Source organism: bacterium SCSIO 12643 (assembly GCA_024398135.1).
Lineage (GTDB): Bacteria > Bacteroidota > Bacteroidia > Flavobacteriales_G > Salibacteraceae > CAJXZP01.
Genome location: CP073750.1, coordinates 2,880,415 through 2,893,755 on the forward strand (window position 1 = coordinate 2,880,415; position 13,341 = coordinate 2,893,755).

Genomic DNA, 13,341 nt, shown 5'->3' on the forward strand with positions numbered 1-13,341 from the left:
CTATTTGTTATATGTCAATATTTGCAGCCCATCCGAAAACGATTCCTGGTCCGTGAGTTTCCATTTTACGGCTGTTGTAGAAGAACCAAATAGAGGCGTCCCATTTCCTAGAACAACAGGGTTTAATTTGATTTTCAATTGGTCAATCAAGTCGTTGTCCAATAACCAGCCGGCAAATTCACCTCCACCACATAAGTAAATATCGGTTTGCGCATTTTGACGAATTTCATTGATGGTATCAATATGTAGTTTTTCAATTTTTACCGATGGAGCAAGATGGTCAATCTTTAATGTATCGGAGAAGATGAAATGCGCCATATTGGGATATGCAGGTTGTCCCGGTTCCAGTCCAAATTGAAAACCAAATTCATAGGTCTTTCGCCCCATAATGACCGTTTCGAAATTAGCCAGATCAGATTGATATTTCTCAACACCTTTTCCTTGTAAAATAAATTGACTGATATCGCCATTTGGGCCAGCAATGTACCCATCTAAGGAACTTGCTACGTAATAGATTATTTTTTTCATTTATGCAGTTTTGGGAGTAGTTATTCTAATTTTTTAATCAATTTCTGATCAATCTGATTTGAAATTTTGAGTTTGTGATACATCTTCTCATTTTCACAAGCTCTCTTTCTTTGGTATTCAATGTTCATTATGGTTAAACTAGACATCGTACTGTCACCGGCTATAATTGCCAATAACTGAATTTGCTTTCTACTATGATGTTTACCTATTAAAAGGTTTAAAGTGTCAGATGTATTGTTTCTAATTTCTGATTTTACATCATCCCAATCTCCCTTGTCCAACCAAACTTCAACACTTTTTCTGTATTCTGAATTAACCGTTTCCTCTTCAATTAATGTAAGACCAAAATTCTTTAAAAGTAGACTTTTATCATAGGTATAAGCTTCCACAATTCGGTTTTTCAATTCAGTCTTTGAAAAGTTGAAATCGTAGGTCTTCTTGTAATCGGAAAACTTTAAATAGCATACCAATACAGATGGGGTACAACTACTAATGGAAGCTGATAGAATTAGTATTATGAATAAGTATCTGATTTTCATTTTCAATGGTTTGAGAATTACCACAAACTGCCAAAATCGCTATGAAATTCACACGGTGTTAGAGACTTTAATTCTTTTCTTATGCCTTAATTGATAAATTTTTATCGTTTCATCTAAGTCTGGCATTGAGATGTTTAAGGTACGGATGTTAAATTTTAACGTTTTCATTTCCCCTCCATGCTTAAATGAAAATTCGAGGCTTTTCTCCCGAGTTGAACGTTTCGAACCTCGATGGTGGATTCTGGAAAAAACTTGTAGGTTTTCAATCTTATCCCAACTTAACACCCCATACTTTCTTAACTCGATACCCTGATGACTTAATTTTAAGATAAAGTCTCTATCCATTAAACGTCTAATTGACCATTGGATAAATAATAACGCGCTAATTCCGCAAACTACCTTGCCAAATATTGCATCTCCTGTATTTGTTGGGATTAGAAAGAATACATACCCAATAGAGATTCCAATTAGTAAGAAAAATAAATAGTAAATAATAGAATATTTTATTTCTGTCTTTGCTGGAAGAAATGTGTCTTCTATTTCCAGTGCAAACGTTTTATTCCGTTTTCTTTCGAATGCAATTTTTTTTATGCGTTCTTTATCTTTTTTATAAGACAAAATGGTCTTTTCTTCAAGCGGATTGTTTCCTGATAAAAGTAAGGAACTTGTCTCTTTGGTTAGTAGATCAGATAAATCTCTAACATTTTCAAAGGCCCAAAGCTTCCATTTTATTTTTTGGTGTTGATACAAGAAAATTGGTAAAATAAAACTTAAAGCCATTAAACTCACCACATAAAAAATGGAATCAGTATTTAGAGCAACAAATACGCCTAAAGACATCATTACTAACATGAAGAGAATAAAAGGCAGTGTAACTGTCAACTCTCCACGATTAAGCACCTTATAGGTTGATAAATATCTTCTCATTTAAGTTTGTATTTTGAGCTTTGGCTTTATGGTCTCTAGTAAATCTGTTAAGATTAAGATACTTCGTTTTTGGAATTGATTACTCAATGAACCGATCTTAAGCATTGTTTAGAAGGGAAGGTGTTTTAGATATTTTGACTTATAGTTTTTGATCACTCCAAATGATACCTTTTTAAATCCCAGGTAATGACTCCCTGTTTGTGATCATGTATGACGATACGAACGATTCCAATGGAAGGCACAAAATAAAAATCACGATCATAATCAAATTTTTTCTGAAATTGTTGATCTGCCTGCACGGTCATTTTTTCTACATTATAATACATTGTATTGGATACCTGAAGACTATCGAAGACTTCTCCAACGACCAATCCGTTAAACTGATATCCTTGATCTCTGTTCAAAATATGGATAGGTTGTCCGTGTTGTCCAAAGGTGCCTCCACCATTATATCGAATAAAGTTTGACATGAGATATTGGTTGAAAGAAACACCACGGCTCATACTTTTAAAAGTTAGAGTGATAAATTCATTTCTGGCACAATCATTTTGGGGACAGACCGAAGTGAACCCCGTTTCTTGATTTACTAAAACCACACTATCAATATTTGAATTTTGATTTTCATACACCCAATAAGAGTTTGGATTGAAGGAATAGTCCGTCTTTAAGTTTTGATTAAGATAATTGTATTTAACCTGGCTTACAGGTTCTTCTTTTTTGCAGGAGGAAATGAACAGAATGAATAATAAGAATAATAGGTTTTGCATCTTGGAATGGACTAAAAATTGTCCAGTTAGATTATGTAGCGTCATTATTTTTCTTTTTGAGGATTACAGCTACTAATGTACGGTATATATCAAAGCAAGAAAAGAAAAAATGCATGTTAAACACCCGTTAATGAATATCCGACCAATTAAAAAATCTGTACTTTTGTGACGTTCAGGAAATCATGAAGAAAGTTTTAGCCATATTTTTTGCGTTACTGTTAATGACTTCTCATTCAGGGGTGGTTTTTGCTACGCACTATTGTATGGGTGAAATTGCGGACATCAGCGTAGGTTTTGCCACAGAAGCAGAACCTTGTGAAATGGCTACAAAGCCAAAATCATGTGAGGGGGATGCGCTAAAGAAAATGAATTGTTGTCACGATGATTACGTACAGATTCAATTGAATGAGTCATATCAAACTACTGCATCTGATGTGCAGATTCATGTGCCTTTTTGGGTAGCTTTTACTTGTGTTTATTTTAATCTTTGTGATAATGATATCGCACAGAAATCTGAGTTTTGTGCGTATAGCCCACCCTTGATACAACAGGATCGACCGATCTTGTTTCAGTCATTTTTAATATGAGAATTTCATTTATTGGGTGAAGAATCCTTCACACCATACTTTACGTCATGATGTAAAGTGTTTTAAATGAGTTATTCATATTAAATTACATGATTTGTGTTAAATAAAATTATAAGATATTTTCTTGAAAATAAACTGGTGACTATTCTCGTGGCACTGGTATTTATATTGGGTGGATGGATTACAGCTCCCTTTGGATGGGATACTGGAGTTTTACCATCTGATCCGGTTGCAGTGGATGCGATTCCGGATATTGGAGAGAACCAACAGATTGTTTTTACCCAATGGCAAGGACGATCTCCTCAGGATATAGAAGATCAAATTACATATCCTTTAACAACTTCTCTATTGGGAATTCCGGGAGTAAAATCTATTCGGAGTTCTTCGGTATTTGGCTTTAGCAGTATCTATATCATTTTTAATGATGATGTAGAATTTTACTGGTCCAGATCACGGATTTTGGAGAAATTAAATTCATTACCCGCTGGAGTGTTACCTGATGGTGTCCAGCCAGCTTTGGGCCCGGATGCTACGGCTCTGGGACAGGTGTTTTGGTATACTTTGGAAGGACGGGATGCGCAAGGAAATCCAACGGGTGGTTGGGATTTACATGAAATCCGATCGGTACAGGATTTCTATGTGAAATATGCGTTGAATGCAGTGGACGGTGTTTCAGAGGTAGCCAGTATTGGTGGTTATGTTCAGGAGTATCAGGTAGATGTCAATCCGGATGCATTAAAAGCGTATGACATTTCATTGGAAAAGGTGTTAAATGCCGTGAAGAACTCCAATAAAGATGTGGGTGCAAAAACCATAGAAATCAATCGCGCAGAATATTTAGTACGTGGATTGGGATATATCAAATCTGTAGAAGATTTGGAATTGGCTGTAGTGGCGGTTGCGGATAATGTACCAATTCGAATTAAAGATATTGGAAAAGTGAATCTGGGTCCGGCTACACGTAGAGGTCTGTTGGATAAAGATGGCGCAGAAGTCGTTGGAGGAGTTGTCGTGGCGCGTTATGGAGCCAATCCGTTACAGGTAATCAATCAGGTAAAAGGCAAGATGGATGAGATTGCTTCCGGGTTACCCAAAAAAGTGTTGGCTGATGGAACCGAAAGTCAATTAACCATTGTCCCATTTTATGATCGTACTCAATTGATCCAGGAGACGTTGGGAACCTTGGAAGAAGCGTTGACTTTGGAATTGATGATTACCATTTTGGTAGTGATTGTGATGGTGCTGAACCTCAGAGCATCTATTCTGATTTCCAGTTTATTGCCGATCGCAGTTTTGATGGTTTTTATCGCTATGCGAATATTTCATGTAGATGCCAATATTGTGGCCTTATCCGGAATTGCGATTGCGATTGGAACTATGGTGGATTTGGGGATTGTGTTATCAGAAAATGTGATTAAACATGTCAAAGAAGCTCCGGCTACTCAGAAATTGATTGATACTATTTATAATGCCGCAGCTGAAGTGAGTTCAGCCATATTGGCGGCAGTGTCCACAACCATTGTGAGTTTTATTCCGGTATTTACGATGGAAGCGGCTGAAGGGAAATTGTTTAAGCCATTGGCGTTTACCAAAACCTTTGCGCTGTTGGCTTCATTGATCGTAGCGTTATTGATTTTACCAGCTCTGGCGCATGCAGTATTCGGATTTAAAATTAAGAAGGATGTCAAGGGAATGGTTTTTCATGTTGCATTAACTGTTTTGGGTATAGGTCTATTGATTTTTGGATTCCATTGGGCTGGAATTACAGTGGCCGCTTTTGGAATCATTGGCGGGGTAGTTTCCAGAATATCAGTGCCTAACTTCTTTACTGAAAATTATGCAGTGATCATCACATTAGTTTCGGTAACCTGGTTATTGGCTAAATCATGGATGCCATTAGGAGCAGGAGAATCTTTGATGTTGAATTACATGTTCGTGGTTCTAATCGTGGCATTGATCTTAGGTGTTTTCTACGCATTGGAACATTATTATGAGCGGATTTTAAATATGGTCCTAATTCATAAAAAAAGATTTCTAATGGTTCCAGCTGTTTTGATGCTTATTGGACTCATGAGTTGGATCGGTTATAATTCCACATTTGGTTTTGCCGCGAAAGGCTTGGATCGCGTAGGGTGGAATATTCGTACAACAGCGGTCTGGTCATCTTTGGCACATACGTTTCCAGGAATTGGCAAAGAGTTTATGCCAGCTTTGGACGAAGGGAGTTTTTTATTGATGCCATCTTCAATGCCGCATGCAGGAGTTGAACAGAATAAAGAAGTTGTCCAGCAATTGGATATGTTATTGGCAAATATTCCAGAGGTGGATTTGGCTGTAGGAAAGATGGGACGTGCGGAAACGGCCTTGGATCCTGCGCCTATTTCTATGTATGAAAATGTAATTAATTATAAATCCGAATATGTAGTTGATGAGAAAGGATATAAAGTGCCATTTAAAGTAAATGAAAAAGGATGGTTTATTTTAAAAAATGGAAATGCCGTATCTAGAAAAAGATTGCTCATCAAAAGGATTTCTACGGATCAATTAGTACCAGATTCGGATGGCGAATATTTTAGAAATTGGCGTGATGACATTCAATCTCCGGATGATATTTGGAAAGAAATTGTGAAGTATACCAAGTTACCGGGGGTCACATCTGCACCAAAGCTTCAACCTATTGAAACACGTTTAGTTATGTTACAAACTGGAATGCGTGCACCAATGGGAATTAAAGTATACGGACCGGATTTGGCAACGATTGAACAATTTGGAATTGAATTGGAGTCCGTGCTTAAAGAAGTGCCTTCAGTAAAAACAGAAGCCGTATTTGCAGATCGAATAGTGGGGAAACCTTACATTCATCTAAAAATCAATCGCTCCAAAATTGCACGTTATGGATTATTGGTGAACGATGTACAGAGAATCATAGAAACCGCGATTGGTGGAATGACGCTAACTTCAACCGTTGAAGGCCGTGAACGTTTTCCGGTTCGCGTAAGATACCCTCGGGAGTTGCGTGATGACCCGGAAGCGATTCGAAGCATTTTGATTCCAACACCAACGGGGACGCAAGTTCCTTTGGGTGATCTGGTGGATGTGGAATATGTACGTGGACCACAAATGATCAAAAGTGAAGATACATTCCTGGTGGGCTATGTGTTGTTTGATAAGCGTGATGGATTTGCGGAGGTCGATGTGGTTGAAGCCGCTCAGGATTATATTCAAATGCAAATTAATTCGGGAGCTTTGGAAATTCCTCCCGGAGTGAGTTACAAGTTTTCGGGGAATTATGAAAATCAGGTGCGAGCAGAGAAAAGATTGTCTTTTATTGTGCCTGCGGTGCTATTGATTATTTTCTTGATTCTGTATTTCCAGTTTAGATCAATCACCACATCACTGATGGTGTTTACAGGAATTGCAATGGCATTTAGTGGCGCTTTTCTGATGTTGTGGTTGTATGGGGAATCCTGGTTTATGAATTTTAGCTTTTTCGGAGAAAATATGCGTGAATTATTTCAAATGCATACCGTTAATCTGAGTGTCGCTGTATGGGTAGGATTTATTGCCTTATTTGGAATTGCCACTGATGACGGAGTTTTGATCGGTACCTATTTGGATCAAAGCTTTGCGCAGTTTAAACCACAATCTAAGGCTGAAATCAGAAAAGCGGTAATACATGCAGGGTTACGTAGAATTAAACCAGCCGTGATGACATCTGCTACAACGATTATCGCATTGCTCCCGGTGTTGACATCTTCCGGACGCGGTGCAGATATTATGATTCCAATGGCTATTCCGGCATTTGGTGGAATGGTAGTCGCATCAATAACCTTCTTCATTGTACCAGTGTTGTATAGCTGGCGGGCAGAGTACCAGTTGAATAGAAAAAAGTTAGAACCTTAAAATTCTAAAAATGAAAAGAGTATTAAAAATATATCTGATGGTTTGCGTAGTCCTGAGTATTCAAATAGTTGCACAGGGACAGAGTATGCCACCAGAATTGCATGAATATTTAAAGATGGCTGCATCAGGTAATCCCGGTTTAAAAGCGAAGTATACCCGATTTGAAATGGCCGTAGAAAAGGTTGCACAATCAAATGGTCTTCCGGATCCAACATTGTCATTTGGCTATTTCGTTCAGCCTATTGAAACCAGAGTAGGGCCCCAACAAGCGAAATTAAGTTTGACACAAATGTTTCCCTGGTTTGGCACCTTGAAAGCGAATTCTCAAAGAGATAGTTTAATGGCACAGTCGAGATATCAGGAGTTTCTGGAAGCCAGGTATCAATTGTATTATGAGGTGAAATCCGCATATTATCCGATATATGAGTTACACCAAACGATTCGGTTACATGAGGAAAACATTAAAATCTTGGAAAACTTCAAGCAAATCTCTACAGTAAAGTATAAAAATGGGATTGGAAGTATGGTGGATGTCATTCGAGTAGATATTCTATTGGAAAATGCGCAGACAGAAATTGAAGTGCTCCGTTCTCAAAAATATCCATTGGAAGTTAGATTTAATCGCTTGCTGAACCGTGAAGATTCAATGGTGGTCTATATCCCAAGGGAGTTAAAGATTTCAAAGGATGAAATCATAGGAGATAGTATCCTGGGAAATCCGGTTTTACGCGCCTATGATTTGCAAATCGAATCCTCAAAGGCAGAGCAGATAGTCGCAAAGAAGCAGGGACATCCTATGATCGGTGTAGGGGTAGATTATGTATTTGTAGGGAATAGTGAAAGCGTTGTTCAAAATAGTGGGAGAGATGCATGGATGCCTATGGTTTCTATGACGCTCCCCATTTATCGAAAGAAATACAAAAGTGCAGTTCGTACAGCTGAGTTAAAGGAGAAAGCGCTGCAACTGGAACAACATGATTACGAGAATACATTAATGACGGATTATGAACTGGCTAGATACACCCTGGAGATATCCGTAGAGAAATTGGATTCTTATCAAAGACAGATTAAAAACTCTGAAATGGCAATTAAAATCTTGATGGCATCGTATAGCAATTCGGGAAAAGACTTTGAAGAAGTTTTGAGAATGCAACAGGAGTTATTACAGTATCAAAAAGCGCAAGTGGTGGCTATGAAAGAGTATCACATTGCTTTAGCCAGATTAAAATATTTAACAGGAGATCCATTTCCTTAAAAAAGAAATCAAATGAAAAATTTAAATTATAAAAAACTGATTGGATACCTGGTGCTTATTGCATTAGGGTTTGGTATCGCAAAGATTACGTCCAATTCAGATAAAAGTCAGAAAGAAACTCATGAATTGCATCAGCATGCAGATCAAAATGAAACGTATACTTGTGCCATGCATCCCCAGATTCGTAAGAATGAACCTGGGGATTGTCCTATTTGTGGGATGGAATTGATTCCGGTAAAAAACGAAACGAATCAAGACAATCCTGCAGCAATCAAGATGTCGTCATCTGCGATGAAGTTGGCTGAAATTCAAACACAAAAGATTGCTACAAAGAAGCCCACAAAGGAGTTGCGATTAAATGGAAAGGTTCAACCGGATGAACGCTATGTTTTTTCACAAACTTCGCATATTGGTGGACGAATCGAGAAATTATTGATCAGTTATACTGGTGAGTTTGTACGTAAAGGTCAGGTGATTGCCTATGTCTATTCTCCGGAATTGGTAACGGCTCAGGAAGAATTGATTGAAGCGCATAAAATCAGATCTCATCAACCGGAATTATACGAAGCGTCACGGGTAAAACTGAAAAACTGGAAACTGAGTGATGCACAAATCGATGGAATTTTAAAATCGGGTAATGTGACCGAAGAATTCCCGATTCATTCGGATATTTCCGGGGTAGTGGTCTTAAAGCGTGTGAATGTTGGAGATCATATTATGCAGGGTCATTCGCTATATGAAGTAGCAGATTTATCTAAGGTGTGGGTCATGATAGATGTGTATGAAAAAGACTTACCCTGGGTAAAAGTGGGAGATTGGGTACAATTTACGATTCAGTCTCTACCAGGCGAACAGTTTTCCGGGAAGATTAGTTTTATTGATCCGGTAATTCATCCTAAAACAAGAGTGGCACGTGCGAGAATTGAAATGCCGAATACGGATGAAAGATTAAAACCGGAAATGTTTGTGAGTGGGATCATAGAAAGTAAATTGAATGATGAACCGGAAGCGATTGTCGTACCGAAATCCGCAGTGATGTGGACCGGGAAACGATCAGTGGTTTATGTGAAAATGAAAAACGCATCTGAAATTCAATTTGTGCTACGCCAAGTTGTTGTAGGGCCGGAATTGGGTGATGGATATGTGATTTTAAGTGGATTGGAATCCGGTGAAGAAATCGCTATACATGGCACATTTGCAATTGATGCTGCTGCACAACTAGCAGGGAAACCTAGCATGATGAGTCCTGAAATGGGAAGTAAATCTCACAAAGAACATCATATGGAAATGTAAATTTTTTCAAAAAAAATCAGAAAAAGAGTTGTAGTTAAGATATTCATCGTAATATTGCAATGAAACAATAGAAGGGTTATGGGAGTCACAAAATCAGATTTGTTTACAGACGAACAAAATGAAATTGCCAGAATTGCGAAGGCCATGGCACATCCTGCGCGCGTAGCTATAATTGATTATTTATTAAAGGCAAATGCGTGTATTAATGGCGATTTAGTAGAAGAGTTGGGTTTGGCTCAAGCTACAATTAGTCAGCATTTAAGAGAATTAAAGAATATAGGAATCATACAGGGCACCATTGAAGGAGTATCGGTGAGTTATTGTATCAACTCCGCAAAATGGAACGAAATCAAGACCCTGTTTAATGCGTTGTTTGATCAATATAACGATCCGACAACCTGTTGTTAAATCAGTTAAAATTAGAACGATGAAACTATCAGAAGTAAAAAGCGTTTTATCAAACTTAGAGAGTTTGAAATTCCAATTACCAAACGGAACATATGTTCCTCAAAATTTTCATATCACGGAAGTAGGGGTAATCACTAAGAATTTTATCGATTGTGGTGGAACCATTCGTACGGAGCATAAAGTGAATTTCCAGTTATGGGAAGACGAAAAGGATATTGATCATTTATTAAAACCAAAGAAACTATTGGATATCATTCAACTTTCCGAAAGAGTTTTGGGAATCGAAGATCATGAAATTGAAGTGGAGTACCAGGATACCACCATTGGAAAATATGGGTTGGAATTTGACGGAACACAATTTCTGCTCACCACATTGGTGACCGATTGTTTGGCAAAAGATAAATGTGGAATTCCTGAAGAGAAACCAAAAGTAGCATTGGCTGACGTTGGAGAAAGTTCATGCTGTACTCCAGGCGGAGGTTGTTGTTAAATCATTAAAGATGAATTTTAAAGGTCACTGAGCGGAGTCGAAGTGACCTTTAATCAAATGCCATAAAAATGAACTTAGATTCAAGTATTGAACAAATTTTACAGCAACCGATTCCAGAAGAAAGAAAGGCATTGCTGCAAGTATTGATTGATTATGTTCAAGCCAAAGTCGATGAAAAAGAGGACATTGTTTTAAATTTCATTTGTACCCATAATTCCAGAAGAAGTCAGTTTGCACAAATCTGGGCCACTGTAGCGTCACATGCATTTGAGATCCCAACCACATGTTTATCTGGAGGTGTTGAAGTCACCGAATTTAATTCTCGAGCAGTAGCCTCGTTAAAACGTATGGGATTTGGGATTACTTCTGAAGGGCTAGAAAACCCAAAGTATTCTGTGGAATACGCATTGAAAGCGGATAAGCAGGTGATGTTTTCTAAATTATTTGATGATCCGGTAAATCAATTTCCAAAATTTGCTGCCGTAATGACGTGTGATCATGCAGATGAAAATTGTCCGTTTATACCCGGAACTGAAAAACGTATTTCGGTAAACTACGAGGACCCAAAAGCATTTGACGGGACAGCGCAGGAAGTGGAAATGTATGATCAAAGGTCTATGCAAATCGCTTCTGAAATGTTTTATGTATTCTCAAAAATCAACAAGAATGTCAACTAAAAAATTAAGCTTTCTAGATTCGTATTTAACCCTGTGGATTTTTCTCGCTATGGCCGTTGGTGTTGGGTTAGGTTATTTTGTGCCGTCTATTGCGTCAAGTATTGATGGAATGACTAGTGGTTCTACAAACATTCCTTTGGCAATAGGATTGATATTGATGATGTATCCACCATTGGCTAAAGTGGATTATAAACTACTACCAAAGGTTTTAAAAGATGTGAAGCTGCTATCCGTGTCTTTAATTTTGAATTGGATCATTGGTCCAATACTCATGTTTGTATTGGCATTGGTGTTTTTGCAAGATTATCCGGAGTATATGGTCGGGGTGATTTTAATCGGATTGGCACGTTGTATCGCTATGGTTTTGGTTTGGAATGATTTGGCTGATGGCAGTAGAGAGTATGGGGCTGCTTTGGTGGCTTTGAACAGTATTTTTCAGGTATTTGGATATAGTTTTTACGCATGGATTTTTATCACTGTATTGCCACCGTATTTTGGGTTTGAAGGAGCGATCGTAGATATCTCCATTGGTACTATTGCAGAAAGTGTGGCTATTTATCTCGGGATTCCATTTTTGATGGGAATTTTAAGTAGAACCATTTTGGTGAATATGAAAGGTGAAGAATGGTATAAAACGAAGTTTATTCCTACTATCTCTCCAATTACGCTAATCGCATTGTTGTTCACCATTGTATTGATGTTCTCTTTAAAAGGTGAGTTGATCGTAGAGATTCCAATGGATGTAATAAGGGTGTCTATTCCACTTCTGATTTACTTTTTGGTGATGTTTATTGTAGGTTTCTTTATGAGCCGTGCTTTAGGTGCGGATTATCAAAAGAATGCTTCGATTTCATTTACAGCCACAGGGAATAATTTTGAATTGGCCATTGCAGTAGCGATTGCGGTATTCGGACTAAACTCCGGACAGGCATTCGCTGGAGTGATTGGTCCATTGGTAGAAGTGCCTGCGTTAATCTTGTTGGTTCGTGTCGCTTTTTGGTTAAAGAAGAAGTATTACTAATATTCTAAAACATTGTATTTGTGATAGAGTAGTCGCGTATTGTCGTGGTCTAGATCATCGATCCAACCGATGTAATACTCTGTAATTGGAGAAATCATCAATTTGTCCAATGACTTATGCTGGATACGCATAATTTCATTGGGATAACTTTCCTCAATTTCTTCATAGTTGAAATTATGCGTGACCGTTGGGTACAAATCAACAGCACCAAATAGATGAAGGAATTCGTGTACGATGACCGCAGGGTTTTTATTTGTAATAATAGAGTATTCTACATCTGGTCCATTTGAATACGTGTGGTATGATGCTGAAGGAGTGTTTTCATAGTATCCATTTACAAAAAACATCACTGCAACATTATCTGTGCGATATTCGTTGCGTAAACGAGCGATTAGACGTTCCAAGTTCATAACCTTGTTTTTGGTCTTCATTTTACGTTCCTCAGTTTTTTTGACTCCTCGTGATGCGTAAATGGCGATTTTGTTAGCCCAGGCATCAACAGTTCGAAGTTTCTTGTGGTTAGAAGAATGAAGTAATCCTAAATCAAGACTTAAATCATAAGGCTTGATTTTATTTTCAGAAAGAGACAGTTTGGATTGTTGTGAGTGAATAACTGGTGAAATAATAAGGTTTTTATTGTGTTTGATTGCCAATTGTTCTATCCAGGTCGTTGCTTTCTTCAGGGAGTCTAATGTGGAATCAACATCATATTGTGTCCACGGGTGATATGCATTAACATCTACGAAAATGGCATAAATAATTACGCTGTCTTTTAATGTTTTACATACGTTTAAATTTCGACTTGGCGCTATGTATTCACTATGATGGTAAATGATTTGTGTTTGGTTGAATCCACCGCAACTGGATAAAAGAAATATTGGAATGGTAAGGAGCAAGAAGTATTTCATAGGTCTTTGGGTATTTAGATTCATAACGTGATTAAGAG

The 13,341-nt window shown here is 37.8% G+C and carries 13 protein-coding genes; 8 read left to right on the top strand and 5 right to left on the bottom strand.

Going from position 1 to position 13,341, the window contains the following annotated elements; genetic code table 11:
- The 4 genes from KFE94_12655 to KFE94_12670 form a co-directional block, all read right to left on the bottom strand.
- A complete protein-coding gene (locus KFE94_12655; GenBank protein ID UTW65499.1) occupies positions 1–528 on the bottom strand; it encodes a dihydrofolate reductase in 528 nt (175 codons plus the stop codon).
- A gap of 20 nt (positions 529–548) precedes the next feature.
- On the bottom strand, positions 549–1,067 hold the full coding sequence (locus KFE94_12660) for a hypothetical protein (GenBank protein ID UTW65500.1): 519 nt from the start codon (positions 1,065–1,067) through the stop codon (positions 549–551).
- Between the two features lie 48 nt (positions 1,068–1,115).
- Positions 1,116–1,994: an ABC transporter ATP-binding protein gene (locus KFE94_12665; protein UTW65501.1), complete on the bottom strand. Its 879-nt coding sequence runs from the start codon at positions 1,992–1,994 to the stop codon at positions 1,116–1,118.
- A 152-nt stretch (positions 1,995–2,146) separates the two neighbouring features.
- Positions 2,147–2,806: a hypothetical protein gene (locus KFE94_12670; GenBank protein ID UTW65502.1), complete on the bottom strand. Its 660-nt coding sequence runs from the start codon at positions 2,804–2,806 to the stop codon at positions 2,147–2,149.
- Between the two features lie 137 nt (positions 2,807–2,943).
- On the opposite strand from KFE94_12670, the gene KFE94_12675 reads away from it, so the two are divergent.
- The 8 genes from KFE94_12675 to arsB all read left to right on the top strand — a co-directional run bounded on the left by KFE94_12675 (position 2,944) and on the right by arsB (position 12,395).
- Positions 2,944–3,348 (top strand): hypothetical protein, encoded by a 405-nt coding sequence (locus KFE94_12675; protein UTW65503.1) that lies wholly within the window; start codon positions 2,944–2,946, stop codon positions 3,346–3,348.
- 96 nt (positions 3,349–3,444) lie between these two features.
- On the top strand, positions 3,445–7,251 hold the full coding sequence (locus tag KFE94_12680; protein UTW65504.1) for an efflux RND transporter permease subunit: 3,807 nt from the start codon (positions 3,445–3,447) through the stop codon (positions 7,249–7,251).
- A gap of 10 nt (positions 7,252–7,261) precedes the next feature.
- A complete protein-coding gene (locus tag KFE94_12685) occupies positions 7,262–8,506 on the top strand; it encodes a TolC family protein (GenBank protein UTW65505.1) in 1,245 nt (414 codons plus the stop codon).
- A 12-nt stretch (positions 8,507–8,518) separates the two neighbouring features.
- On the top strand, positions 8,519–9,799 hold the full coding sequence (locus KFE94_12690) for an efflux RND transporter periplasmic adaptor subunit (protein UTW65506.1): 1,281 nt from the start codon (positions 8,519–8,521) through the stop codon (positions 9,797–9,799).
- 78 nt (positions 9,800–9,877) lie between these two features.
- Positions 9,878–10,207: a winged helix-turn-helix transcriptional regulator gene (locus tag KFE94_12695; protein ID UTW65507.1), complete on the top strand. Its 330-nt coding sequence runs from the start codon at positions 9,878–9,880 to the stop codon at positions 10,205–10,207.
- A 19-nt stretch (positions 10,208–10,226) separates the two neighbouring features.
- Positions 10,227–10,697, top strand: coding sequence for a hypothetical protein (locus KFE94_12700; GenBank protein UTW65508.1), 471 nt, complete (start codon positions 10,227–10,229; stop codon positions 10,695–10,697).
- Between the two features lie 68 nt (positions 10,698–10,765).
- On the top strand, positions 10,766–11,374 hold the full coding sequence (locus tag KFE94_12705; protein UTW65509.1) for a protein-tyrosine-phosphatase: 609 nt from the start codon (positions 10,766–10,768) through the stop codon (positions 11,372–11,374).
- The gene (gene arsB, locus KFE94_12710) at positions 11,364–12,395 is read left to right on the top strand and encodes an ACR3 family arsenite efflux transporter (GenBank protein UTW65510.1); all 1,032 of its coding nucleotides are present in this window, start codon (positions 11,364–11,366) and stop codon (positions 12,393–12,395) included. The genes KFE94_12705 and arsB overlap by 11 nt, the downstream gene beginning before the upstream one ends.
- Here arsB and KFE94_12715 read toward each other — a convergent pair.
- On the bottom strand, positions 12,392–13,303 hold the full coding sequence (locus tag KFE94_12715; protein ID UTW65511.1) for a hypothetical protein: 912 nt from the start codon (positions 13,301–13,303) through the stop codon (positions 12,392–12,394). The genes arsB and KFE94_12715 overlap by 4 nt on opposite strands.
- Positions 13,304–13,341: the final 38 nt, after the last annotated feature.

Excerpts from the sequence above, each read along its gene's own strand:
- KFE94_12655 (UTW65499.1), bottom strand. The coding sequence starts at position 528 with ATGAAAAAAATAATCTATTACGTAGCAAGTTCCTTAGATGGGTACATT.
- KFE94_12660 (UTW65500.1), bottom strand. The coding sequence starts at position 1,067 with ATGAAAATCAGATACTTATTCATAATACTAATTCTATCAGCTTCCATT.
- KFE94_12665 (UTW65501.1), bottom strand. The coding sequence starts at position 1,994 with ATGAGAAGATATTTATCAACCTATAAGGTGCTTAATCGTGGAGAGTTG.
- KFE94_12670 (UTW65502.1), bottom strand. The coding sequence starts at position 2,806 with ATGACGCTACATAATCTAACTGGACAATTTTTAGTCCATTCCAAGATG.
- KFE94_12675 (UTW65503.1), top strand. The coding sequence starts at position 2,944 with ATGAAGAAAGTTTTAGCCATATTTTTTGCGTTACTGTTAATGACTTCT.
- KFE94_12685 (UTW65505.1), top strand. The coding sequence starts at position 7,262 with ATGAAAAGAGTATTAAAAATATATCTGATGGTTTGCGTAGTCCTGAGT.
- KFE94_12690 (UTW65506.1), top strand. The coding sequence starts at position 8,519 with ATGAAAAATTTAAATTATAAAAAACTGATTGGATACCTGGTGCTTATT.
- KFE94_12695 (UTW65507.1), top strand. The coding sequence starts at position 9,878 with ATGGGAGTCACAAAATCAGATTTGTTTACAGACGAACAAAATGAAATT.
- KFE94_12700 (UTW65508.1), top strand. The coding sequence starts at position 10,227 with ATGAAACTATCAGAAGTAAAAAGCGTTTTATCAAACTTAGAGAGTTTG.
- KFE94_12705 (UTW65509.1), top strand. The coding sequence starts at position 10,766 with ATGAACTTAGATTCAAGTATTGAACAAATTTTACAGCAACCGATTCCA.
- arsB (UTW65510.1), top strand. The coding sequence starts at position 11,364 with ATGTCAACTAAAAAATTAAGCTTTCTAGATTCGTATTTAACCCTGTGG.
- KFE94_12715 (UTW65511.1), bottom strand. The coding sequence starts at position 13,303 with ATGAAATACTTCTTGCTCCTTACCATTCCAATATTTCTTTTATCCAGT.